This window comes from Nocardia amamiensis (assembly GCF_015477605.1).
Classification (GTDB): Bacteria; Actinomycetota; Actinomycetes; order Mycobacteriales; family Mycobacteriaceae; genus Nocardia; species Nocardia amamiensis_A.
Map to the genome: position 1 here is coordinate 17,569 of NZ_JADLQX010000047.1, position 22,805 is coordinate 40,373.

Below are 22,805 nucleotides of genomic sequence, written 5' to 3' on the forward strand. Positions count from 1 at the left end.
GACGCGCCGGCCGAGTACGAGCAACTCGTTTCGATTCACGCGCACGACGTTAAGCGGGTGTGAACCGAAGAGTCAAACAGATGACCTCTCGTGTCCCATTATGTGGGACAGTGCGGTTGCTTGTGTCCGTTCACCAGGATGCGAGGATGGTGGTGTGTCATCACCGCATCAGTCCGTGCCACCTTCTGAATCGTCCCATACGTCCGCCGCGACGACGGATACGGGTAGCGCCCGGAACGCCCGTGTGATCCGCATCCCACGACTGGCCTTCCTCGGTGTGTTCATCCTGCTGATGTGCGTGTTCTTCCCGTTCGTCGGCTGGCCGGCCGGACTGTGGTGGTTGCTGCTCATCCCGGTCGTGGTGCTCGTGTGGGTGCTGCGGACACAGACCACGGTGTCGGATGCCGGACTGGACCTGCGGACGCTGTTCGGCTCGCGTCATCTGGACTGGGCACAGGTGAAGGGTGTGCGGATCCCGAAGCGTGGATACGTGCGGGCCGACCTCAGCGACGGCACCGAGGTGAAGTTGCCCGCGGTGAGTTACGACCGGCTGCGCGATCTGGCGGCGGCGTCCAACGGGCGGATCCCGGATCCGTTCGCCGGGCCGGAGGAACCCGCCGCCGACAGCGCCTCCAGCGAGACCACGGACGGCGACGGAGAGACGGAAACCGCCGCGCCCGCCGACGGCGCCTCGCGCACCAACGGTGTCCACAAGACCACCGAAGCCGAGGACACCGACGGCAACAGCGCGCGGTAACTCTGACAGCACCGCAGACTCGACAACCGCCAGCAACGCAGGCACGACGCCGCCGGATCACGTTCCACTGGTGTGCGATGTCGAGCAGAGGCGCAATCCGGAGGCGACGAGGAGTACAACGCGACCACGCGCCCCCGCCAGGGAACATCCGGGGTCAGTGGCATGTTGCGGCCAAGTGATGGGATGATTTCGTCGGGAGCACCGATCCCCTACACGCCCATCACTCTCGACGGTCCGGCACCTCCGGCAACACCGTCAGCGTCGACCACACCACTGGCGGCGACGAACCGAACAACGCCGAGACCGAGACACACGGACTGACACCCAGCGACGGCCGCGCGCCCGCCATGACCGACATGCCGGCGCAACCAGCGGCGGGGGTAACGTAAAGCCGCCGCCGAGCGAGCTCTGCGCCGTCGCACGTCAGCCCCCGCGACCCGAGGACCATCGAAATGCCACCGCTTCGTTCACGAACCACGACCATCGGCCGCAATGCCGCAGGCGCCCGCGCACTCTGGCGCGCCACCGGCATGACCGACACCGACTTCGGCAAGCCGATCGTCGCCATCGCGAACTCCTACACCCAGTTCGTGCCCGGGCACGTGCATCTGAAGAACGTCGGCGAGATCGTGGCCGACGCGGTGCGCGCCGCCGGTGGCGTGCCGCGCGAATTCCACACCATCGCCGTGGACGACGGCATCGCCATGGGACACGGCGGCATGCTCTACTCGCTGCCCTCGCGCGAGATCATCGCCGACTCGGTCGAGTACATGGTGAACGCGCACACCGCCGACGCGCTGGTCTGCATCTCCAACTGCGACAAGATCACCCCGGGCATGCTGAATGCCGCCATGCGACTGAACATTCCGGCCGTGTTCGTCTCCGGCGGACCCATGGAAGCGGGCAAGGCCGTGGTCGTCGGCGGCGTCGCGCAGGCGCCGACCGACCTGATCACCGCGATCTCCGCGAGCGCGAATCAGGCCGTCTCGGAAGAGGGTTTGGCCGAGGTCGAGCGGTCCGCGTGCCCGACCTGCGGCTCGTGCTCGGGCATGTTCACCGCCAACTCGATGAACTGCCTCACCGAGGCGCTCGGCCTGGCGCTGCCCGGCAACGGCTCCACCCTCGCCACGCACGCCGCGCGCCGCGCCCTGTTCGAGAAGGCGGGCACGGTGGTGGTGGACATCGCCAACCGCTGGTACCGCGACGACGACGCGTCCGTGCTGCCACGGAATGTGGCCGACGCCAAGGCTTTCCGCAACGCGATGGCACTGGATGTCGCGATGGGCGGCTCGACCAACACCGTGCTGCACACGCTGGCCGCGGCGCAGGAGGGTGAGATCGACTTCGATCTGCACACCATCGAGGAGATCAGCCGTAGGGTGCCCACACTGTCGAAGGTGTCGCCCAACTCCGACTACCACATGGAGGATGTGCACCGCGCCGGCGGCATCCCCGCCATCCTGGGCGAGCTGCGCCGAGCCGGTCTGCTGGAGACCGACGTCACCACGGTGCACACCAAGACCCTCGACGAGTGGCTCGATACCTGGGACATCCGCTCGGGCAAGGCATCCCAGGAGGCCATCGAACTGTTCCACGCGGCGCCGGGCGGTGTGCGCACCACCGAGCCGTTCTCCACCGAGAACCGCTGGTCGTCCCTGGACACCGACGCCGAGGGAGGCTGCATCCGCGATCTGGAGCACGCCTACACCAAGGAGGGCGGTCTCGTCGTGCTGCGCGGCAATATCGCGCCCGACGGCGCGGTGCTGAAGACCGCGGGCATCGATGAGGAGCTGTTCGCCTTCCAGGGTCCCGCCGTGGTGGTGGAGTCGCAGGAGGAGGCCGTGTCGGTCATCCTGGGCAAGAAGATCAAGCCGGGCGACGTCATCGTGGTTCGCTACGAGGGCCCCGCCGGTGGCCCCGGCATGCAGGAGATGCTGCACCCCACCGCCTTCCTGAAGGGCTCGGGGCTGGGCAAGCAGTGCGCGCTGATCACCGACGGCCGGTTCTCCGGCGGCACCTCGGGCCTGTCGATCGGACACATCTCCCCCGAGGCCGCCAGCGGCGGCGTCATCGGCCTGGTCGAGAACGGCGATCAGATCCGTATCGACGTCGCCACCCGCACCCTAGAGGTGCTCGTCGACGACGCCGTGCTCGCCGAGCGCCGCGCGAAGATGGAAGCCTCCGAGCGTCCGTGGCAGCCGGTCAACCGCGATCGGCCGGTCACGACGGCTCTGCGTGCCTACGCCGCGATGGCCACCTCGGCAGACAAGGGGGCCGTCCGCCACGTGCCGTAGCCGCCTCCCCTGCGGCGCTGACCGTCTCGTATCCGCCCGCGATGGATCGGCACCGGCCACTGAGCCGAGTTGGTGCACCAAGTGCCGTTGAACAGGGACAACGGCACTTCCACCGTGGGCGGATCCGGGTTCATGTCCGAACTGCGGGGCGACCGGCGGCGCGCCATGCTGCCAGCGCTCAATGAACTGTGCCACCAGCGCTTTCGCCTTCCACATCACCACATGATGGTGACGCACGTCACGTCGTATCGTGTCACGTTTCGGCGGTCCGCGGTGTCTCGGGGGCATGACTGCACAAACGACCACAACGTTCCAGCACGCGACCCCGGATAAGTCAGCCCCCGTCGCACGAAGTGACCGGAAGTGGAGCCGGATCAAAATTATCGCCTTTTGGGCCACAACGATTGTCGTCGTCTTCGAGTTGATTGCGGGATCGGTGTGGAACCTTCTGGCGATCGAATGGATCGAAATCCAGTTGCAGCACCTGGGATAGCCGCACTTCTTGGCCTACCTTCTGGGTGCGTGGCAGGTCGGCGCCGCCGTCGCGATCATTGCGCCCGGGCTCCCGCTGATCAAGGAATGGGCATACGCGGGTGCATTTTTCCTGTGGTCGGGTGCCGTGGCGTCCCATTTGGCAGTCGGCGACCGTATCGGGTCATGGTCGGTGGCGCTGATGTTCGCGATTTGTGCCATCGCGTCGTGGATACTGCGGCCGGCCGACCGGCGGCTCCCGGGGACGCGGCTGCGTCGGGGCCGCACTGCTGACGCTGGACAGGACGGGGCCGGTCTGCCGGGAGCCCGCCCTCGCGAATGGGCCGTTGCGATCGGGCTCCTCGTTGTTCTGTACGCCGTTTCATTCCTCACGCTGCCCGCAGTCGAAGACTTCATGCACCAGAATGCAGTCGAACTCGGCTGGATCGACGAGTAGCGGCCTTGAAGGTCACGACGCAGCCCCATCCTTCCCGAAATGGCGGCTACGCCATACCCGTTTCGAACAACCGCGACCGCCGCGGCGGTTACTTCGTCGGCCTGTTCGGGACCGGGATCACCGCGGCCGAGCGCCTGGGCATCGACCGCGCTGCCTGAGCCTCACCGACGCCGTGCCCGGCCAGGCGCGACCGGCCGCGCGCGGCGACGTCATGACTGTGCGGCGATCTGGAGTGCTTCACGCTGCGCCGGGCTCAGGCGGTCCGGTCTCGTGGTGCAGGTGTACGTCTCGGGTCCGCTGGCCCGCAAGGCGAGGGGATCGGCGATCGCCGGTTGACGTTCGATCGCGTCCAAGGCGGCGGTGGCGCGGTCTCTGGGCCAATCGAGTGCGCCGGCAAGCGCGCCCAGGGTGAGCGGTCGACCGGCGTGCACGAGCGCGGCGACTACGGTCAACGCGTCGTAGACGACGGTCTCGCCGAAGGTGCTGCCGCTCATCTGCTCGCTGAGCCGGGCGAAGAACTGGCCCATCTTGCCGAGCCGCGCGCCGGCGATGGTGTCGGCGCCGAAGATCTCGATGCCCCGCTGTGCGGCGGTCGCGATCTCGCCGTGCGCGCTGGTGTCGGCTTGCCACGCGCGGAGCCAGACGTCGTCGTCGATGACGTAGCGTTCGCGGCGACCACCGAGATCCTGTTGGCGCACAACCAGTTCCATGGCTTCGAGGTAGGCGATGGACTTGGACACCGATGCCGGGCTGACCTGTAGCCGGCGCACCAAGTCGGCTGACGTCAGGCCGCTGGCGTCCGCGGTGAGCAGGCAGACGAACACCCGGGCGGTCATCCGGGGCAGGCCGGTCGCGGCCAGCAGGGTCGCGAACTGGTCCACGAAGCCGCGCACGACCTCGGTCGACTGCTCGTCGGTCACCGGCCCGGCAGGCCAGGCCGGTTTGCGTCGGCGGGCACGGTGGCCGGCGGCCTGCTGGGCGTCGTCGGCCAGGTAGGCGCCGGATGCGCGGTTGCGTGCAACCTCGCGACTGATCGTGGACGTCGGCCGGCCGAGCCGTCGTCCGATCTCGGCATACCCGAGCCCGTCTGCCAGCCACGCCGCGATCTGCCGTCGGTCCTCGTGGGTCAGCCTGCCTCCTGGCACCGGCATACCTCCTCCCTTTGCGTTCATCCACAGTACATTGCAATGCGCCGACGTAGGGCGTTGCATTCATCCACAACGTTGTTGCAATGAATGGCCTTAAGCTGCCGTTTTATGCAAGGTCTTGGTTGACGATTGGCAAAACGCAACGTTGCTTTCCTACATCTGAAAAGGAGGCAACAACGATGCACGTGATGGCCGTGTCGACCGTCTCGGACGAAGGCAAGTTCTGGAGTGGCTTGAAGAAGGCACACGCCATGCTCCCCAAGGGCGCCAAGTGGAAGCTGGCGGTCGCCAGCAAGGACGGAGCCAAAGCGGTGAACATCATCACCCATGACTCCATCGATGGCGTTCGGGACTTCTTCGAGGCACACGCAGGCGCCTACGCCACGACGGAGTACTTCGAAGCGGATGCCGCGAACGCGGTCGGTCTTCCGCGATGACGATCGACGTGCCGCGGATCCAGGCCCGGGTCACCGAACTCCTGGCGGAGTACGGAATCCCGAGCACCGCGATCGGGGTGCTCCACGACGGTGCGATCGCCGAGTTCGCGGTCGGCGTCAAGAACGTGGAAACGCGGGAACCCGCGACCACGGACACCGTCTACCAGTGCGGCTCCATGACCAAGACGTGGACCGCACTGGCGTTCATGCAGCTCGTCGACGAGGAAAAGGTCGATCTGGACGAGCCGGTGCGGACCTACCTGCCCGGATTCACGGTGGCCGATCCGGAGGCAAGCGCCAAGGTCACCCCGCGCCACCTGCTGTGCCACACCAACGGCATCGAGGAGGCTTTCGGCGATCCCGGCGAAGACGACGACGTCTACGAGCGCATGGTCGAGAACATCGCCGACGCGCCCCAGGTCTTCCCGCTGGGCCACACCCATGGTTACAGCGCGGCGCTGGGTTACGCGATCCTCGCGCGGATCCTGGAGGTGCACGACGGCAAACGCTGGGACGACGTCATGCGGGATCGCCTGTTCGACCCCATGGGGCTGACCAGCACGAACAGCTGGCGCGAGCAGGTGGACTCGACCCGTGCCGCGACCGGGCACCTGATCCGTTCCCTGGAAGAGGGCCCCATCGTCACACCAGTGGACTACCTGCCGCGCGCCTTCGGCCCCGGCGGCAACATCACCTCGACGACCCGGGAAGTGCTCGCGATGGCGCACGTCCTCCTCACCGGCGGCACGGCGCCGGGCGGACAGCGCATCGTCTCGGCCGAAAGCATCCGGAAGATGACTCAGTCGCGGGTGCCCGTACCGGATCCGTACCTGTTCGGACCGGAATGGGCACTGGGCCTCATCGCGTGTAACTGGCACGGCGAAACCGTCTACGCGACCGACGGCAGCACGATCGGCCAGAACGCTCGGCTACGACTCCTGCCGGGCTCGAACACCGCCATCGCGATGCTGACGAACGGAGGACCTCGGGAAAGCTTCTACCGCAAGGTGTTCGACGAGATACTGACCGAGCTCGGCATGGCCACCATCCCGGAGCTGCCCGCACCGGACGCGACCCTGAATCTCGACCCGTCCAGGTACGAAGGCGTCTACGAGCGCCCCGGCGCACGGTACGAGGTCTCAGCCGAACGCGGACACCTGTATCTGACGTTGGTGCTCGACCCGATGCAGGCAGAGTTCCTCCAGAAACCGGACCGCGTCGGATATGAGCTGCTCCCGGTGAGCGAAACGCATTTCCTTATGCCGCCCGCGGATTCGTCGGAGGACACCCAGACGGTCGCGATCTACGACTTCGCGAACGGCACCGCTGGATACCTGCACACCAACTGCCGGGTGAATCCACGAGTAGCGTGATCGGACGGATCTCATCGAGCTGCACGGATCCGCGAGGTCACTCGACACAACGGTGCCCTCCCGCCCTGCGGTGCGGGCACCGTTGCCGTTATCAGTGTCTGGTCAGACGGTACGAACGACGAGTTCGGTTGGGAGAGCACCACTGAACTCGGTGTCGACCGGCCCTAGTCGAACGGGCCGATGCCGGTGAGCGGGTTGCCGCCGTGCAGATACCAGTAGGTGCCGACCGCGGCCGCGATGGCCAGGAGAAGGACGGTGAAGGACCCCATGTGGGGCCGGGTGGCCCAGCCTCGCTTGACGTCGAAGGAATAACGGCCCGGGCCGGTCAGGATGATCGCGGTCGCCGCGCCGGCGAGGATGCTCTCCAACTCGACCGCGCCCTGGCCCGCCTTGTACTGGAACCCGGGGGCCATCCCCTGCTTCCATGCCCAGGCGTCGAGGACGACCGCGAGCACCGCGCCCGCCGCCAACGGGGTGGCCAGGCCGAGGATCAGCAGCGTGCCACCGCCGACTTCGCCCGCGGTGACCAGGATGGTGGACAGCGTCGGATGGTCCCAGCCGCCGCGCTCCATCATCTCGCGGGTGCCGTCCAGGCCGGGGCCGTGGAACCAGCCGGTGAGCTTCTGCAACCCGTGGTAGAGGAACGTGCCGCCGACGACCAAGCGCAACAGCAGCAAGCCGAGATCGAGTGTGCCGCGGCGGTTCTCGGCGGTGCGGCGGCGCCGCAACGTGCCGGTGTCGGACGGCGGGGCCGCCGCGGGCGGGATGCTCGCGTAATCGTAGGTGGGCACGGCCTTGGTCTCCGCCGTGGACGGGACCTCCGGGTCGAGCCCGAGTTCGTCGTCGGTACGGGGAACGTCCTTGCGCAGCCGTGGGCGCCCGGACGGATCCACTCGCTCGAACTGCTCGGTGGGCGAATCGAACGGGCTGCTCACTCCTCGACCGGTGGACGACACCGCCGACTGCACGGCCGTGGACGGCGCGGAGTCCGCCATTCTCGGGGGTTCGGGCGTGTCTTTCGTCTTGTCGGTCACGGCCCCTACCCTAAGCCGCGCCGCGCTACCGCGTGCGAGTAAGCGGTACGGCGTGTCAGTGTGCGCGCAACACCCCCACCCGGAGGCGGCGCGCGCGGCGGTATTTCCGTAACGTCTGAGCTATGAGTTTGGTTGTCGTTGGCCGCGTCGCGGCGAGCTTGGCGCTCGGTGCCGCGCTGCTGGCCGGTTGCGCCCGGTTCGATGATTCGGCGTCCAGTCCGTTCACCCCGGAGCCGAGCCTGCGCGGCGCCAACATCGACCCGAAGAAACCGAACCAGCCGCCGACCTCGACCACCCGGCCGAGCGGGCCATGCATCGATCCGGACCCGGCGGTGGTCGCGACCTGCCTGGACACGACCGGCGGGCTGGTCACGCTCGGCGACGGCGCATTGGTCGCCGAGCGCCGGACCGGGCGGATTCTCAAGGTGGCCCCGGAGCAGCCGCCGGTCGAGATCGCCCGGCTCGACGTGGACGGCTCCACCGACGGCGGCCTGAGTGACATCGCGCTGTCCCCGACTTATCGCGAAGACGGCCTGATGTACGCCTACATCACCACCTCCAGCGACAATCGGGTGGTCCGCATCGCCGAGGGCGGCGCGCCGAAGGACATCCTCACCGGCATTCCCAAGGGCGCCAGCGGAAATCGCGGCGCGATCGATTTCGCCGCGCCCGACCAGATGCTGGTGTTGACCGGCGACGCGGGCAACCCGTCGGCGGCGGCCTCCGCCGGTTCGCTCGCCGGCAAGCTGCTGCGGGTGAACTCGCTGGTCCCCGGCCGCACATCGCCGCCGGAAATCGCCGTCTCGGGCATCGGCACCGCGGGGGACGTGTGCCGGGACACCAAGGACAGCATCTGGATCACCGACCGCACCGCGGCCGAGGACCGGTTGCAGCGCCTCAGTAGCGACGGTGCGGTCACGATCGCGTGGACCTGGCCCGACCGCCCCGGCGTCGCCGGTTGCGCCGCGGCCATCGACGGTGTCGCGATCTCGCTGACGCGCGCGAAGGCCCTCGCCATCACCGCCGCCGACCCGAACACCCACGCGGTCACCGCAGCGCCGACGCTGGTCGCCCAGGACAAGTACGGCCAGCTCGGCGGCGCCGCGGTCGGCGCCGACGGCACCATCTGGGTGACCACCGTGAACAAGACCGACGGCCAACCGGGGCCGTTCGACGACCGCGTCGTCCGCATCCCGCCGCCGCAGGCCGGGGGCGGCGGACCGGACTGATCCGGGACGACGAAGGGGCCGACTCCATGGGGTTCGGCCCTTCACGTCATATGCCTCACGGAGACCGTTCCCGGCCCGGCTCACGTCGGAGTGGCCGCCGCGTACTCGACCAAGTCACGAGCGGCGGTCGCTAGCCCTGGCTGCGGACGATCCGAAAACACCAAGCTGATTGGGCTACGGCTCTGCGCGACCACTCGGCCTCACGCTTGTTTTCGAGCGCGGAGAGACCGAGCATGTTCCGTTCGCGGCCCCGCAGGCGCTGCGAATTAAACAATTAAACACAGGCGGCGAGCACCAGTTCCCGCACCCGCGCCGCGTCGGCCTGGCCGCGGGTGGCCTTCATGACGTCACCGACGATCTTGCCCGCGGCCTGGACCTTGCCGGAGCGGATCTTGTCGGCGATGTCGGGGTTGGCGGCGAGCGCTTTCTCCACCTCGGCCTGCAGGGCGCTGTCGTCGCTGACCATGCCGAGGCCCTTGGCCTCGACGATCTGCGCCGGGTCGCCCTCGCCGGCCAGCACATAGTCGACGACCTGCTTGGCGACCTTGTTGTTGATGCTCTTCGCGTCGACCAGCTTGATCACCTCGGCCACCTGGGCGGGGGTGATCGGCAGCTCGTCCAGCGGGACCTCGCGCTCCTTGGCCTTCTCGGTGAGGTAGGCGACCCACCAGGAGCGCGCCTCGTTGGCCGGGGCGCCCGCGTCGACGGTGGCGATGATCAGGTCGAGCGCGCCCGCGTTGACCAGGTCGCGCATCACCTCATGGGACAGGCCCCAATCGGACTGGATGCGCGCGCGGCGCAGCCAGGGGTACTCGGGGATGGTGCCGCGCAGCTGCTCGACCCACTCGGCGTCGGGCGCGACGGGCTCCAGGTCGGGCTCGGGGAAGTAGCGGTAGTCCTCGGCGGTCTCCTTGCGGCGGCCGGGCGAGGTGGTGCCGTCGGTCTCGTGGAAGTGGCGGGTCTCCTGCACGATCGTGCCGCCGCCCGCCAGCACCGCGGCCTGCCTGCGCATCTCGAAGCGCACCGCGACCTCGACACTGCGCAGCGAGTTGACGTTCTTGGTCTCGGTGCGGGTCCCGAACTCGGTGGCGCCGATCGGCATCAGGGAGACGTTCGCGTCGCAGCGCAACGAGCCCTGCTCCATCTTCACGTCGGAGACGCCGAGCGCCTTCAGCAGATCGCGCAGCGCCGTCACGTACGCCCGCGCCACCTCCGGCGCGCGCTCGCCCGCGCCGGTGATCGGCTTGGTGACGATCTCGATCAGGGGAACGCCCGCCCGGTTGTAGTCCAGCAGGGAGTGGCTCGCACCGTGGATGCGGCCGGTCGCGCCGCCGATGTGCACCGACTTGCCGGTGTCCTCCTCCATGTGCGCGCGCTCGATCTCGACCCGGAAGGTGCTGCCGTCGTCGAGCAGCACGTCCAGGTGACCGTTCGTGGCGATCGGCTCGTCGTACTGGCTGATCTGGTAGTTCTTCGGCTGGTCGGGGTAGAAGTAGTTCTTGCGCGCGAACCGGCCCCACGGCGTGATCGTGCAGTTCAGCGCCAGCCCGATCCGGATCGCGGACTCGACGGCCTTCTGATTCACCACGGGAAGCGAGCCGGGCAGACCGAGGCACACCGGGCACACCTGCGTATTGGGCTGCGCGCCGAACTCGGTCGGGCAACCGCAGAACATCTTCGTCGCGGTGTTCAGCTCGACGTGGACCTCCATGCCGAGCACCGGCTCGAACCGGGCGATGACATCCGAGTAATCCATCAGGTCGACCGTGGGTGCGCTCATGGCCATAAGTCTAAGTAAGCGTTCCGGCCGCAGCGCAGCGGCTCTCGCGGCGCGCTGCTACTTCGCCGGGACCCGCTGTCGCAGCCAGCCGGTGACGTAGTCGAGCACCTCGGGCGCGATGGTCGTGTGGATCGAGCTGTACTCGCTGGGGCGGCCGGTCTCCGTGGGCTGCATCAGGTGGTTGAGTCCCGGGAAGACGTGAACGGTCGCGTCCGGGTCGGCGGCGAGGTGGGCGCGCATGGGTTGCTCGCTCTGGGCGGCAGGAACCTGGAGGTCCTTGCCGCCGAAGAACGCCAGCACCGGGATGCGCAGGGCCGCGAGGGCGGGCGCGGGGTCGTAGGCGACCAGGGCGGCCAGATTGGGCGTGATCCCCGCGGCCGCCTGCTCGTCGGGCACACGTTGATCGGGGGGCAGCGCCTGGTTCTGGCGCCGCGCCAGGTCCTTGGCGCCCGCCAAGTCGCCCGCTTTCAGCAGAGCGGCCATCTCGCTGATTTCGCGCACCCGAGCGTCCACCTGGGCCGGGGGTGCGCCGTTCGCGGTCGCGATCAGGCGGGTCTGTTCGACGAGGATGTCCGAACCCGGCACGCCCGGTCCGGCCATGAGGATGGCGAACGCGACGCCGCCGTCGGGGCGCGCTGCGACCAGCGGCGCGAGGTAACCGCCCTCGCTGTGACCGAAGAGCCCGACGCGGGCCGGGTCGATCTCGGGGCGGGCGCGGAGGAACCGGACGCCTGCCGCCGCGTCCTCGGCCAGGTCGGTGTAGTTCGCGTCGTCCAGCTTGCCGGTGGTGGCGCCCACGCCGCGATCGTCGGTGCGCAACACGGCGTAGCCCGCCCTGGTGAAGGTGTCGGCCAGCAGCAGGAAGGGCTTGTGGCCCATGAGTTCTTCGTCGCGGTCCTGCGGGCCGCTTCCGGTGATCAGCAGAATGGCAGGGAACGGGCCCGCACCCTGCGGCTCGGTCAGCGTGCCCGCGATGGTGATGTCGCCATTGCGATAGGTGACGTTCTCGGACTTGTACGGGAACGGCGGCTTCGGCTCCTGCGGACGGGCCAGCGGTTCGACTTCACCTCGGCTCAGCGCGAGCCGGAAGCTCTGCCCCGCCTGCGTGAAATCGCCGGTGATCTGGTCGGATCCGGACTCGTACCGGCCGCGGAACACCGGGTCGCCCGGGATGTCCGGGATCGCGAACGACACTGCGTTGCGATCGGAGCTGACGTCCTTCAACTGCACGTCGGCCACACCCTGCTCCGGGATGTCGATCGTGGCCGTCCGGTCGTCGCGGAAACTCACCCCGACCTGCAGCGGCTGACCGGGCACCTCGATAGAGCCGTGCCAGTCACCGGTGGTCGGCTCGGGCGGATTCGACTCCGAACACCCGGCCACCAGCGCGGCGATCACGAACAGAACCAACGCGATCAGTCGCCCACTGCGCATGCAATTCACAGTACCGACGATCCGGACCGCCCCGGGCTATTCGCCGCGCGCGTACCGCACCGCCGCAGCGGCACGCTCAGCCGAAGAACGCCTCTGCCTCGCCGTAGCGCTCCGGGGGAACGCGCTTGAGCTGCTTGGTGGCCTCCGAGAGCGGGACCAGGTCGATGGTGGTGCCGTGCAGGGCGACCATTTGGCCGAATTGGCCGGCATGGACTGCTTCGGCCGCATGCAGGCCGAAACGGGTGGCCAGGACTCGGTCGTAGGGGGTGGGGCTGCCGCCGCGCTGGACGTGGCCCAGCACCGTGGTGCGGACCTCCTTGCCGATGCGGCGTTCGATCTCGACACCGAGTTGCTGGGCGACGCCGGTGAAACGCTCGTGGCCGAACTCGTCGATACCGCCCTCACGCAAGGTGAAGCCGGAATCCGGGGCTGGATGCGAGCCCTCGGCGACGACGCAGATGAAATGCTTGTCGCCGCGCTGGAACCGGCGCTTGATCATGGTGCACACCTCGGCCACGTCGAACGGCACCTCTGGCACCAGGGTCAGGTGCGCGCCCGCCGCCATGCCCGCGTGGATCGCGATCCAGCCCGCGTGACGGCCCATCACCTCGATGAGCATGACGCGCTGATGCGACTCGGCGGTGGTGTGCAACCGATCGATCGCCTCGCTGGCGATGCTCAGCGCCGTGTCGTGGCCGAAAGTGACGTCGGTGCAATCGATGTCGTTGTCGATGGTCTTGGGGACGCCGACGACCGGGACGCCCTCTTCGGACAGCCAGCTCGCCGCCGTGAGGGTGCCCTCGCCGCCGATCGGGATGAGCGCCTCGATGCCGTTGTCGTCCAGGGTCTGTTTGATCCGGCCGAGACCGGCGCGCAACACGTCGGGATTCGTGCGCGCGGTCCCGAGAATGGTGCCGCCCTTGGTCAGGATACGGTCGGTGCGGTCGTCGTTGTGGATCTGGATCTTCCGGTCTTCCAATAGGCCGCGCCAGCCGTCCTCGAAGCCGACGATCGCGTCGCCGTAGCGGCCGTTCGCGGTGCGAACGACGGCCCGGATGACCGCGTTCAGTCCTGGGCAGTCTCCGCCTCCGGTCAAGACTCCGATGCGCATGGCCGCTATCTTGCCCCTCATGTCCGATCTCGGCAGCTCCGACCCCGTGAACGATGAGTAACAGTGACCTGGACGGATGTCCTTACGCCGCCGGGCAGCGACCGCCGGGCAACTCGTCGAGATGCTCGGAGACCACCGCGGCCAGCCGGTCCGAGATGTTCGTGCCGTCGCTGAGCGACCCCGAATCCGGCTGCACCGCCACAGCGATGGCGATCTGGCCGGAAGGAACCGTGATGAGCCCGAACTGGCGTACCAGGTAAGCGCCCGAGAGGTCCGGACCCCAGCCGCCCTTGAATTCAGCCCCGCTGAACTCGCCGAGACCCCAGCGCTGGCTGGCGACGACCTGTTCCATCAGCGCGGTCACGCGGCCGGACTCGGACAGGCAGGGCAGCCGCGAGGCGAACCGCACCTGGTCGACCAGCGACCACTCGGCTTGCCCGAAGGCCGAGTGCTCGGAACGGGAACGGGTGGGGGGCACGACGGTCTTGGTGTCGCCCCCTTCGCGCAGCACCGCCTGCACGGCCTGGGCCGCCTCCTGCGGGCTGCCGAGCGATTGCCACAACGTCTCGGCGGCGGAGTTGTCGGAGGCGGTGATCGCCGCCGACGCGGCATAGTTCGAGCCCGGACTCCGGCGCAGCGCGGCGAGGGTCAGGGGAACCTTCATCGTCGACCACGCCGGACCGCTGGTCCAGTCGCCGAAGGTCACCGGCTGCGTGCCGCCGACCGGCATGACCGCCATCCCGATCTTCCCGCGCACGCCTGCGGCCAGGTCGGCGAAGCTCGCGGCCAACGTGCCGGGCACGATGATGGAGAGGCCCTTTTGATCGGTCCGCGCGGCGGCCTCGGTGATGGTGGGCTCGCTCGCCGCTGGATCCTCGGCGCGGTCGGTCCCGCACCCGGCGACAACACATGCGACAAGCGCCGCGCAGCCCAGGACTTTTCGAGCTTTGCGGAATTGATCAATAAGCATTCTTCGACACATTCTCGTTGTGAACTCCCCCGGATCTGCGTGCCGGTACGGCGTCCCGACACCGTGCCGGGTCATCTCGCCGACTGCCTCCGCCACCGACAGGGAGGGCGCCATGGGTAATGACGTACCGGGAGTTCTGATTCCGCGCGTTGCCCGACTTGCGGTGGGCTCCACCTGTCACGATCAGCGGATTCCCGCGCGCCCCACCTTGTCGCCGGCGTCGGCCGCCGGACCGCATCCGCCCACCACGAGCCATGGGATTCGCGCGGTCGACGCCGGAGGATGAGCCGTCGACGAAACCGTGCCGAACGCACCGGATCGAGCTACCGGCCAGTAGATCCGCGCACACGATCGGTTGATCCTTGTCTCCCAGCCAGGTGACGACGGCGTGGTCAACAAGCATGGACACCTCCACTTATCCGCCCGGCATCGCCGGGCGGCCGGGATCAGCACAGGCGGCCGAGCACTGCCGGACGCCGCCCTCTCCCGAGTACCGCTTCTCGTTATCCCAGAGAACGTACTAGATGAATTGACCGCACCCCACTTTTCCGAATACATCGAAGAGAAGCCAGATCCACGACAGCGACTGTCTGGCAAATCAATTACACCTGCGCATTCTCGATAGCTTTGATACATCGCCGCAGGATTTGTCCGGCTCTTCGCCCAATGGGCAGTCGGCGGCAACCTTCGCGAGCATATGCCGCAGGTTCGCCATGGTGCTGAACTCTCACATTCCCGGGATTACTACATCGGTTATCGGAACAGCCTTCTCCATCTCGAGGATGGGGCCGACCGACGCCTCATCGAGCCGACGATCCGGCGAATTCGAGGTCGTCGTCGAGCAGATCCGGTCCAGCTCGCGAGGTCCGCCGCACCCGGTCCGCAGGGCACCGACGCGGTCCAGCGAGTCGTTTCATGTGGTCAGCTGATCCAAGAGCCACGGAATCATGACTTCCCAGGCGGCGGGGATGTGGTCGGCCTGACAATGGGCCGAGCCCGGCCGACCGGAAGGGACGATATGCAGGGCCTTCGGCGCTCGGACGGCATCGTAGAGCTGTTGGGCTTGCGACACCGGCACCAGAACGTCGTCGGCGCCGTGAATGATGAGGATCGGATTGCGGATGAGATGGGCCACCGGGGCGATGGTGAACCGGCGCGCGTCGAGGAAAGCCCGGACGGGGTCGCCGCCGCCGAACACCCAGGTCCCGTACTGGGCAAGGAAGAATTTCGTCTCGAGATCACTTCGGGTGGCAAGGATTTCGGACTCGTCCCAGATGGCGCCCCAGACCACGGTTGCCCGCACGCGATGCTCGAAGGCCGCTGACCGGGCCGCGTAGTAACCGCCGAGGCTGATTCCGATCAGGCCGATCCGGTCCGCATCCACTTCCGGATCGCGGCCGAGAAAATCGACGGCCGCGGCGGTGGCTGCCTCGTAGTCGTACCGCGACAGAATGCCCCGGAAGCGCAGCGAGGCGCCATTTCCGGGACCATCCACGAGAAGAGCGCCGATACCGTTGCGCGCCAATTCTTTTCCGGCCCAGAGGTAGAGTTCCTCGCCGACGCTGTCGAGGCCACCGAAGAAGACCACGGCCGGATGGGTTGCGTGGGCCGCGCCGTCCGGACGGACGTAATAGGCGTCGAGCACAGTGTTTTCGTAAGGGATCTGGACCGCCTCGATCCGCTGCCCCCGCGTGCCGATCGCGAAGGACTGGCGCATCTCGCGATACAGCGCGATCTTCGCATCCAGCGAGGAGCCGAGGGGTTCGATGAAGAACTCGGCCGCGCGGAGGTAGTTGGCCGCGCGCAGCGCGATGGTGGCGGCGCCATTCGGATCGGCCGCGGTTATGTCGGCAGCCTGTCGCGCCAAACCGCGCCCCAGTGCAGCGAACGCGCGTACCCACGCCCGGGCGCTCGGGGACGGCCCGATTTCCTGGACCGCGGCCGCCACCTCCGCTACGTCCGCGCCTCCCAGCGGCGCCTCACCGAGCAGTCTGCGCAATTGGAAGTCGAAGAACGGGCGGTCGAGCCAGCGCGGGACAGCGGGTTCGGCGCCGGCCGGCATCGGCGGGGCGAGGGCCAGCGCACCGGCGGCCACCACGCCGCTCACCAGAAATCGCCTTCGACCGAATGCGCATCGTGAATGGATCGGGCGGCTGCTCATTGGATCTCCTTAACGCACTCAGAAGTGCTTTAAGCGAGTTTGGCGGTGGGCACGCCGGATGTCAAGCTGTGGTCGTGGGCCAGCGCGAAAGGGTGGAACGGCGGACGCGGCCGGGCGGGCGCAGCGCACGCGTCGTCGCGGCCGTGCGGCAGGCGACCCTCGATCTGCTGCTACGACAGGGCTACGACGGCTTCGAAATTCCCGATGTCGCCCGGCTCGCCGGCGTCCATCCGACGACGATTCGCCGCCGCTGGCCGGACAAACAGGATCTGGTCGCCGACGCGGCGATGACGCATATGAACGAACAGATCCCCATCCCGGACACCGGCTCACTGCGCGCGGACCTGATCCAACTGGTGAACGAGGTCGTAGCGGTGCTCGCCCGGCCGCCGCTGCTCGCGCTGCTGCGCACCCAGGTCGCGCTGGCCGACTCCGCGCAGATACGGCTCGTGAGTCGCCGGTTCTGGACGGCGCGTTTCCAAGGCTCGGCCGCCATCGTCGAGCGCGCGATCGCGCGCGGCGAACTCCCGGACGACACCGATCCGCTGGAGTTCAACGAGACGGCGATCGCACCGGTCTATCTGCGCATCCTGGTCACCGGCGAGCCGGTCGACGACGGCTTCATCCACAGGTGCGTCGAGCGGACCTTACGTGCTTTCGCAAGTGCCGCGAGCGGTCCCGCAAACCCGTAGACCCCCGCGACACGTCGTTGCCTGCGCATCCCGATGCCGGACACGGTCGGCATCGGCACCGCGCGTCTACGCATAGTCCCGAGTGACATCCGCACTCCCTCGGTCTTCCGGTTCGATCTCACCGGACCCTCGACGCGACCTACGCAGGTCGGTGTCCCGCGATGTCGACCGGTACCAGCAACGGCGACGTGTGGATGGCGTGGTTCCGAACGGTAAGAAACGCCGGAAATTATTGCGGGCCAACAGCTCCTGGCAGGATGTGGTCATGGCCGATCAGAGCCTGCGGCGCTCGCCGCGGATCAAGGTTTCCTCGACCTATGTCCTGGCCGCACTGGTGGGCTCGGGTGTGGTCGTGCAGTCACAGCTGGTCTCGGTGGTCGGCGCGTCCGCGCGTCTGCAGACCGCGATGACGGTCTTCGTCGGCGTCTTCATCCAGGCGGTGCCTTTTCTCGTGCTCGGGGTCATGGTCAGCGGGTGTATCGCGGCGTTCGTCTCGCCTGCTGTGCTGCGGAAGGTGCTACCGCGCAATGAGCCTGCCGCGATTGGTGTGGCGGGGTTGGCCGGGATGGCGCTGCCCGGTTGTGAGTGCGGTGTGGTGCCGGTGGCTCGTCGGCTGATCGATCAGGGTGCGCCGAGTGCGGTGGCGTTGGCGTTTCTGCTGTCGGCTCCGGCGATCAACCCGGTCGTGCTGGTCGCCACGGCGGTCGCGTTTCCCGGCGAGCCGGGGATGGTCGCGGCCCGGTTCACCGGCTCGCTGGCGACCGCTGTCGTGATGGGTCTGGTGTGGTCGCGGATCGGGCGTCCGGACTGGATGCTGCCGCACGGCGGGCATGATCACTGCGGGACCGGCCGAAGCCGTTGGGAGGTCTTCACCGAGGCGGCGCGGCATGATCTGTTGCAGGCGAGTGCGTTTCTCGTGCTCGGCGCCGCGGCGGCAGCGGCACTGCGGGTGCTGGTTCCTCCCGTCTGGTACGAGCGGTTGGCCGGGCAGATGGTGATCGCGATCGTGGTGCTGGCGGTGCTGGCCCTCGTACTCGCCCTGTGCTCGGAGGCCGACGCGTTCGTCGCCGCGAGCATGTCGAGCTTGCCGCTGCTGCCGCGGCTGGTGTTCCTCGTCGTCGGCCCGGCGGTCGATGTGAAGCTCTTCGCCATGCAGACCGGGAGTTTCGGACGACGGTTCGCAATCCGATTTGCGCCGTTGACCTTTGGCGCTGCCATAGTGTGCGGCACGCTCGCCGGCTACCTTTTTCTCGGGGGTGCGCGATGAATCGAGAGACGCAGAATCTGTTGTTGCTGCTGATCGGTGGCGCGGTGCTGTGGACCGCGCTCGACGGCAGTTACCTGCGCTACGTGAAGCCCGGTTTGTTTCCCTTCTTGGTGATCAGCGGCGTCGGCTTCGTCCTGCTCGGGCTCATCGCGATCGTTCGCGATGTCCGGCGCGGCGAGGGTTCCGCCGACCATGAGCACGGCACCGGCCGAGCACAGTGGCTGCTGCTGGCACCGGCCGCCGCGCTGCTGCTCATCGCCCCACCGGCGCTGGGCGCCGGTGCGGCGACCACCGCATCCCCGGTCCGGGTGGTGTCGCACACCTCGGCAAACGAGCCGAAAGTCCGTCCGTTCCCGCCGCTTCCTGACGAGCCCGCACCGACCTTGACGATCTATGAGCTGGTGAATCGGGCATTGCTCGACTCCAACCATTCACTCGACGGCCGCGAGGTGACCATCAGCGGTTTCGCCCTCGGGGTCGAGGACAGCGGACAACCGCGGCCGCCCGGTATCGATCTCGACCTGGCGCGCGTCCTGATCACCTGCTGCGTCGCCGACGCCCGGTACATCTACGTCCACCTGTCCGGAATAGCCGAACCGATCGAGAGCGACACTTGGCTCGAGGTTCGCGGCGTCGTCACCCCGGGCAGCGCGCAACACGACCCCGTCCAGACACCCACCCTGGTCGTCACCGATTTCCGCCGGATCCCTGCTCCTGATCGCCGATACGAGCACTCCCGGTGAGAACTGCCAGGTCCATCGGCAACCGTCCCAGCGGCTCGGAAACGTGCGGCTTCCTGGGCGTACGTCTTCCACGCCACGGCCGATCGGCTGGGACTCAGGCGCCGACCGAGCCTCTGCCCGCTCTGGCCGACGCCTGCGAAGCGATCGCGTCAGCCTGCTTCCCGTGCTCGATCAGTAGACGTACACCACCGCGTTCTCGCCGCCGCTGCAGGTGACGACCTGGCCTTCGGACTGGCAGTTCATCGTGTAGCTCCGGCCGGTGACCGGACTGGTCGCGACCACTGTGCGCGGGGCGTCGCGGGCCGTGTTCTGCGCAGTGCCGAGTTCGGCATAGGCCCTGCGCACCTCTTCGGCGAACGCGCAGCTGGTGACGGCGGTACCCGCCGCCGACTGGGTGAATGTCCCGGCGACGGCTTGGCCCTGACCGCAGGGCTTCGCGCCCGCTGGCAGTGCGACCGGTGTCGGCTTGGCCGAGGCGGACGCGGCGGACGACGTCGAGGGGCTGGCCGGCGACCGGGTGGGACTCGCCCCTGGAGTCGGCGTGTCTGACTGTCTTCCCGCGGAGGTCGTCTCGACGCCACCGGAGCCGAGCGACTGCCAGGCGATCGCACCGCCGACGGTCACCGCCACGATGGCGAGCACCGCGACCATGATGGGCAGCGCGATGGAACGTCCGGAACGCGAAGAGTCATCGGCGTCGTCGTAATCGTACGAACCGTACTCGGAGTCGTCACGGCGCGACGGGTAGTCGGCACGAGTCGGATAGTCGCCCTGTGGTTCGTAATACGCCTGCGACTGGTCGTCGTCTTGCGGCTGGCCGCCGGAGTGCGCCGGATTATCGCCCTGCGCTGGATAGTCGCCATTCGGCGGAAAGTCGACCCGTTCCGGGTAGTCGGCACGCGCTGGATAGTCGTCCCGCGGCAGGTGATCACCACGCGCGGAATGGTCACCCATCGGCGGGTAGTCGGTACGGGCCGGATAGTCACCCTGCGGCGGGAAGTCGGTGCGGGCCGCGTGACCGTCCGGCCTGGCTTGGGCTGGGGCCAGGTATTGGGTCGGTGCTGCGGAGTCCGGTGCGACTGGATATCCGGATGCGTCTTCCAAGCCGCGCGGGCCGGTCGGCTCGGTTTCCGGATAGTTCTCGGCTCCCGGATGCGGAGGAGTGTCAGCGAACGCGGAAAAGGCCGGTGCCTGCGAGGACATCTCGGAATACGCCTGAACCGTGGTCATTTCCGGGTACGGCTGCGCGGACTCGGGGTGCGTCCCCACGCCTGCAATCGGGTTCTCCGCCGATGAGTACTCCGCATACGCCTGCGTGGCGGGTTCATGCGGTGCATAACCTGCATAACTGCCCGGATACGCCTGCGTCGGAGGGGTCGAATAGTCCTGTGCCTGCGGGAATCCCGCCGACTCGAGATATGCCTCGGTCTCCGGATACAGGTGCGCGTCCGGGAAGGGACGCATCGGAGGCAGTCCCCCCTTTGGCGGGGACGGCGCGCTCGCCACCAACGGCGTCGGCGGCGGTTCGTCCGCCGACGGAAGCGGCGTGAACTGGGTTTCCGTCGGCCGCACCACCGTCGGCGCACTGGGGTGGATCACGGCGGCGACCGACAGCTCACCCGTGGATTCCGGCGAAACCGCCGCACCGCTCGCGGTCGGCTCACCTGGCCGCTGCGCTCGGTCGGGTGCGCGCACCACGAGCATCGGGCCGGTGGACGGCGCTAGGGCGAGAGCGGCTCGGGCGGCCTGGGCCAATGCGCTCGCGGTCGGGAAGCGGTCGGCCGGGTCCTTGGCCATGCCGCGAGTGATCACCTCGTCCAACGCGGGTGGGATACCGCGTGCCTGCGCGCTCGGTCGCGGCGGCGGATCGGAAAGATGCGCCTTGATCAGCACATTCATGCTGTTCGCCGGAAACGGCGTTGCTCCGGTCAGGCATTCGTGCAGCACACATGCCAGCGAGTACACGTCGGCGCGGCCGGTCACCGGCCCGACGTCGAAACGCTCCGGGGCCATGTAGATATAGGAGCCGACCGCCATGCCGACCAGGGTCACCGCGCTGTCGCCCTCGGTGTGCGCGATCCCGAAGTCGGCGAGATACGCGAAATCCGCGTCGGCGACCAGGATGTTCGCCGGCTTCACGTCACGGTGCACCAAGTTGGCCGCGTGCGCGGCGTCCAGCGCCGAGGCGATCTGTTCGACGATGCCCACCGCGCGAGCAGGACTCAGCGGCCCCTGGCCGCGCAGGAGAGTGCGCAGGTCGACACCCCGCACCAGCTGCATGTCGATGAACAGGACACCGTCGATCACGCCCCAGTCGTGGATGGGTACGACGTGCGGATCGGCTATCCGAGCAGCCGCCTGCGACTCGCGCCGGAAACGCACTTGGTACATAGGGTCTTTGGCCAGTTCTTCCGACAGCAGCTTGACCGCGACCAACCGGTCCTTCAGCGTGTCATAGGCCTCATAGACCTCCCCCATTCCCCCTTTGCCCAGCAACGACCGCAGTTCATACGGCCCGAACCGCGTCCCGGTTCTCGGCCCGGACTCCTGCACCCGTCATCCTCCACATCCCGAGCAAGGAACGCACACCAGGATCACGCGGTCCGCGACTGGAGCCCACCCGTCAACGATTGGATTCTCCGGGTGTCACTACTCCGTGGTCAAACGCGAACACGATCGCCGCGGCCCGATCCCGGAGTTCGAGCTTACCGAAAATATGTCCCACATGGCTTTTCACGGTCACTTCCGAGATGCCGAGATCGCGAGCGATTTCCGCGTTCACCCGGCCGCGACCGATCAATTCGAGCACCTCGTACTCGCGGGCGGTCAGTTCGGACAGGCGCGCGTCGGATCGCGTGTTCACCGGTCGCACCATGCGGTAGGCCGAGAGCACGCGACCGGTGACCGACGGGTCGAGCCAGGCTCCGCCGCCCGCGACCGTCCGCACGGCGCGGATGAGGTCCTCGGCGGGTGAATCCTTGAGGATGAATCCGGCGGCACCCGCCCGCAGCGCGCCGGACAGCAACTGGTCGTCGTCGAAAGTGGTGAGCACCAGCACCGGCGGGGCGCTGTCGCGCGCCCGCAGCAAGCGCGTGGCGTCGATGCCGCCGACACGCTTCATGCGCAGATCCATGAGCACGACGTCGGGCTGGAACTCCGCGACGGCAGCGGGCACCTCGTCCCCATCGGCGCATTCGGTCACCACGAATCCATCACGCCGGCGCAGGATGCGCCGCAGGCCGCCGCGCACGAGTTCCTGATCGTCCACCACCAGCACCGTCACGGCGGCTTCCCCGCTCGCAGGCGATGTGAGGCTCACGACTCCGCCTCGCTGGCGCTCGGCTCCGTCGTGCGCCACAGCGCACTGTGCCCTCGGTTCACTCGCTGACGCTCCCTCACAACTCCGCCTCGCTGGCGCTCGGCTCCGTCGTGCGCCACAGCGCACTG

21 protein-coding genes are annotated in these 22,805 nt (G+C 68.0%); 11 read left to right on the forward strand and 10 right to left on the reverse strand.

What is annotated here, in order from left to right; genetic code table 11:
* Positions 1–244 precede the first annotated feature (244 nt).
* Positions 245–757 carry a PH domain-containing protein gene (locus IU459_RS34310; RefSeq protein WP_324199137.1) on the forward strand — a complete coding sequence of 171 codons (513 nt, stop codon included), beginning with the start codon at positions 245–247 and terminating at the stop codon, positions 755–757.
* Between the two features lie 220 nt (positions 758–977).
* Here the strand turns inward: IU459_RS34310 and IU459_RS34315 are convergent, their stop codons facing one another.
* The gene (locus tag IU459_RS34315) at positions 978–1,325 is read right to left on the reverse strand and encodes a hypothetical protein (protein ID WP_195133777.1); all 348 of its coding nucleotides are present in this window, start codon (positions 1,323–1,325) and stop codon (positions 978–980) included.
* On the opposite strand from IU459_RS34315, the gene ilvD reads away from it, so the two are divergent.
* The 4 genes from ilvD (at position 1,210) to IU459_RS34330 (ending at position 4,137) form a co-directional block, all read left to right on the forward strand.
* Positions 1,210–3,051: a dihydroxy-acid dehydratase gene (ilvD, locus tag IU459_RS34320; RefSeq protein WP_195133760.1), complete on the forward strand. Its 1,842-nt coding sequence runs from the start codon at positions 1,210–1,212 to the stop codon at positions 3,049–3,051. The genes IU459_RS34315 and ilvD overlap by 116 nt on opposite strands.
* 286 nt (positions 3,052–3,337) lie before the next feature.
* Positions 3,338–3,544 carry a hypothetical protein gene (locus IU459_RS38945; RefSeq protein ID WP_228838913.1) on the forward strand — a complete coding sequence of 69 codons (207 nt, stop codon included), beginning with the start codon at positions 3,338–3,340 and terminating at the stop codon, positions 3,542–3,544.
* Positions 3,545–3,553: 9 nt separating this feature from the next.
* Positions 3,554–3,979, forward strand: coding sequence for a DoxX family protein (locus tag IU459_RS34325; RefSeq protein ID WP_228838914.1), 426 nt, complete (start codon positions 3,554–3,556; stop codon positions 3,977–3,979).
* A 5-nt stretch (positions 3,980–3,984) separates the two neighbouring features.
* The gene (locus IU459_RS34330; RefSeq protein ID WP_195133761.1) at positions 3,985–4,137 is read left to right on the forward strand and encodes a hypothetical protein; all 153 of its coding nucleotides are present in this window, start codon (positions 3,985–3,987) and stop codon (positions 4,135–4,137) included.
* 51 nt (positions 4,138–4,188) lie between these two features.
* Here the strand turns inward: IU459_RS34330 and IU459_RS34335 are convergent, their stop codons facing one another.
* The gene (locus IU459_RS34335; protein ID WP_228838915.1) at positions 4,189–5,130 is read right to left on the reverse strand and encodes a GbsR/MarR family transcriptional regulator; all 942 of its coding nucleotides are present in this window, start codon (positions 5,128–5,130) and stop codon (positions 4,189–4,191) included.
* Between the two features lie 176 nt (positions 5,131–5,306).
* Between IU459_RS34335 and IU459_RS34340 the strand changes: the two genes are divergently transcribed.
* Entirely contained in the window at positions 5,307–5,564 is a 258-nt protein-coding gene (locus IU459_RS34340) for a hypothetical protein (protein ID WP_195133762.1), read from the forward strand.
* Positions 5,561–6,937, forward strand: a complete 1,377-nt coding sequence (locus tag IU459_RS34345) for a serine hydrolase domain-containing protein (protein ID WP_195133763.1) — start codon at positions 5,561–5,563, stop codon at positions 6,935–6,937. Before IU459_RS34340 ends, IU459_RS34345 begins: the two co-directional genes overlap by 4 nt.
* A 164-nt stretch (positions 6,938–7,101) precedes the next feature.
* Here the strand turns inward: IU459_RS34345 and IU459_RS34350 are convergent, their stop codons facing one another.
* Positions 7,102–7,971, reverse strand: coding sequence for a DoxX family protein (locus IU459_RS34350; protein WP_195133764.1), 870 nt, complete (start codon positions 7,969–7,971; stop codon positions 7,102–7,104).
* 122 nt (positions 7,972–8,093) lie between these two features.
* Here IU459_RS34350 and IU459_RS34355 point away from each other — a divergent pair, with 122 nt between their 5' ends.
* Entirely contained in the window at positions 8,094–9,200 is a 1,107-nt protein-coding gene (locus tag IU459_RS34355) for a PQQ-dependent sugar dehydrogenase (RefSeq protein ID WP_195133765.1), read from the forward strand.
* A gap of 274 nt (positions 9,201–9,474) precedes the next feature.
* Here IU459_RS34355 and gatB read toward each other — a convergent pair whose 3' ends face one another.
* The 5 genes from gatB to IU459_RS34380 form a co-directional block, all read right to left on the reverse strand.
* Entirely contained in the window at positions 9,475–10,980 is a 1,506-nt protein-coding gene (gatB, locus tag IU459_RS34360; RefSeq protein ID WP_195133766.1) for an Asp-tRNA(Asn)/Glu-tRNA(Gln) amidotransferase subunit GatB, read from the reverse strand.
* A gap of 57 nt (positions 10,981–11,037) precedes the next feature.
* The gene (locus IU459_RS34365; RefSeq protein WP_195133767.1) at positions 11,038–12,414 is read right to left on the reverse strand and encodes an alpha/beta hydrolase family protein; all 1,377 of its coding nucleotides are present in this window, start codon (positions 12,412–12,414) and stop codon (positions 11,038–11,040) included.
* Positions 12,415–12,490: 76 nt separating this feature from the next.
* On the reverse strand, positions 12,491–13,525 hold the full coding sequence (locus tag IU459_RS34370) for an ATP-dependent 6-phosphofructokinase (RefSeq protein ID WP_195133768.1): 1,035 nt from the start codon (positions 13,523–13,525) through the stop codon (positions 12,491–12,493).
* Positions 13,526–13,607: 82 nt separating this feature from the next.
* Positions 13,608–14,495 (reverse strand): hypothetical protein, encoded by an 888-nt coding sequence (locus IU459_RS34375; protein WP_228838916.1) that lies wholly within the window; start codon positions 14,493–14,495, stop codon positions 13,608–13,610.
* A gap of 913 nt (positions 14,496–15,408) precedes the next feature.
* On the reverse strand, positions 15,409–16,443 hold the full coding sequence (locus tag IU459_RS34380; RefSeq protein WP_195133769.1) for an alpha/beta hydrolase family protein: 1,035 nt from the start codon (positions 16,441–16,443) through the stop codon (positions 15,409–15,411).
* Positions 16,444–16,622: 179 nt separating this feature from the next.
* Between IU459_RS34380 and IU459_RS34385 the strand changes: the two genes are divergently transcribed.
* The 3 genes from IU459_RS34385 to IU459_RS34395 all read left to right on the forward strand — a co-directional run bounded on the left by IU459_RS34385 (position 16,623) and on the right by IU459_RS34395 (position 19,358).
* Positions 16,623–17,348 (forward strand): TetR/AcrR family transcriptional regulator, encoded by a 726-nt coding sequence (locus tag IU459_RS34385; protein WP_195133770.1) that lies wholly within the window; start codon positions 16,623–16,625, stop codon positions 17,346–17,348.
* A gap of 265 nt (positions 17,349–17,613) precedes the next feature.
* Positions 17,614–18,615: a permease gene (locus IU459_RS34390; protein WP_195133771.1), complete on the forward strand. Its 1,002-nt coding sequence runs from the start codon at positions 17,614–17,616 to the stop codon at positions 18,613–18,615.
* Positions 18,612–19,358 carry a TIGR03943 family putative permease subunit gene (locus tag IU459_RS34395; RefSeq protein ID WP_195133772.1) on the forward strand — a complete coding sequence of 249 codons (747 nt, stop codon included), beginning with the start codon at positions 18,612–18,614 and terminating at the stop codon, positions 19,356–19,358. The genes IU459_RS34390 and IU459_RS34395 overlap by 4 nt, the downstream gene beginning before the upstream one ends.
* 171 nt (positions 19,359–19,529) lie before the next feature.
* Here IU459_RS34395 and IU459_RS34400 read toward each other — a convergent pair whose 3' ends face one another.
* Positions 19,530–21,911 carry a serine/threonine-protein kinase gene (locus IU459_RS34400; RefSeq protein WP_324199138.1) on the reverse strand — a complete coding sequence of 794 codons (2,382 nt, stop codon included), beginning with the start codon at positions 21,909–21,911 and terminating at the stop codon, positions 19,530–19,532.
* Between the two features lie 70 nt (positions 21,912–21,981).
* Positions 21,982–22,635 (reverse strand): response regulator, encoded by a 654-nt coding sequence (locus IU459_RS34405; protein WP_195133776.1) that lies wholly within the window; start codon positions 22,633–22,635, stop codon positions 21,982–21,984.
* Positions 22,636–22,805: the final 170 nt, after the last annotated feature.

Excerpts from the sequence above, each read along its gene's own strand:
- IU459_RS34355 (WP_195133765.1), top strand. The coding sequence starts at position 8,094 with ATGAGTTTGGTTGTCGTTGGCCGCGTCGCGGCGAGCTTGGCGCTCGGT.
- gatB (WP_195133766.1), bottom strand. The coding sequence starts at position 10,980 with ATGAGCGCACCCACGGTCGACCTGATGGATTACTCGGATGTCATCGCC.
- IU459_RS34375 (WP_228838916.1), bottom strand. The coding sequence starts at position 14,495 with ATGCTTATTGATCAATTCCGCAAAGCTCGAAAAGTCCTGGGCTGCGCG.
- ilvD (WP_195133760.1), top strand. The coding sequence starts at position 1,210 with ATGCCACCGCTTCGTTCACGAACCACGACCATCGGCCGCAATGCCGCA.
- IU459_RS34335 (WP_228838915.1), bottom strand. The coding sequence starts at position 5,130 with ATGCCGGTGCCAGGAGGCAGGCTGACCCACGAGGACCGACGGCAGATC.
- IU459_RS34340 (WP_195133762.1), top strand. The coding sequence starts at position 5,307 with ATGCACGTGATGGCCGTGTCGACCGTCTCGGACGAAGGCAAGTTCTGG.
- IU459_RS34390 (WP_195133771.1), top strand. The coding sequence starts at position 17,614 with ATGGCCGATCAGAGCCTGCGGCGCTCGCCGCGGATCAAGGTTTCCTCG.
- IU459_RS34345 (WP_195133763.1), top strand. The coding sequence starts at position 5,561 with ATGACGATCGACGTGCCGCGGATCCAGGCCCGGGTCACCGAACTCCTG.
- IU459_RS38945 (WP_228838913.1), top strand. The coding sequence starts at position 3,338 with ATGACTGCACAAACGACCACAACGTTCCAGCACGCGACCCCGGATAAG.
- IU459_RS34385 (WP_195133770.1), top strand. The coding sequence starts at position 16,623 with ATGCGCATCGTGAATGGATCGGGCGGCTGCTCATTGGATCTCCTTAAC.
- IU459_RS34370 (WP_195133768.1), bottom strand. The coding sequence starts at position 13,525 with ATGCGCATCGGAGTCTTGACCGGAGGCGGAGACTGCCCAGGACTGAAC.
- IU459_RS34315 (WP_195133777.1), bottom strand. The coding sequence starts at position 1,325 with ATGGCGACGATCGGCTTGCCGAAGTCGGTGTCGGTCATGCCGGTGGCG.
- IU459_RS34395 (WP_195133772.1), top strand. The coding sequence starts at position 18,612 with ATGAATCGAGAGACGCAGAATCTGTTGTTGCTGCTGATCGGTGGCGCG.
- IU459_RS34365 (WP_195133767.1), bottom strand. The coding sequence starts at position 12,414 with ATGCGCAGTGGGCGACTGATCGCGTTGGTTCTGTTCGTGATCGCCGCG.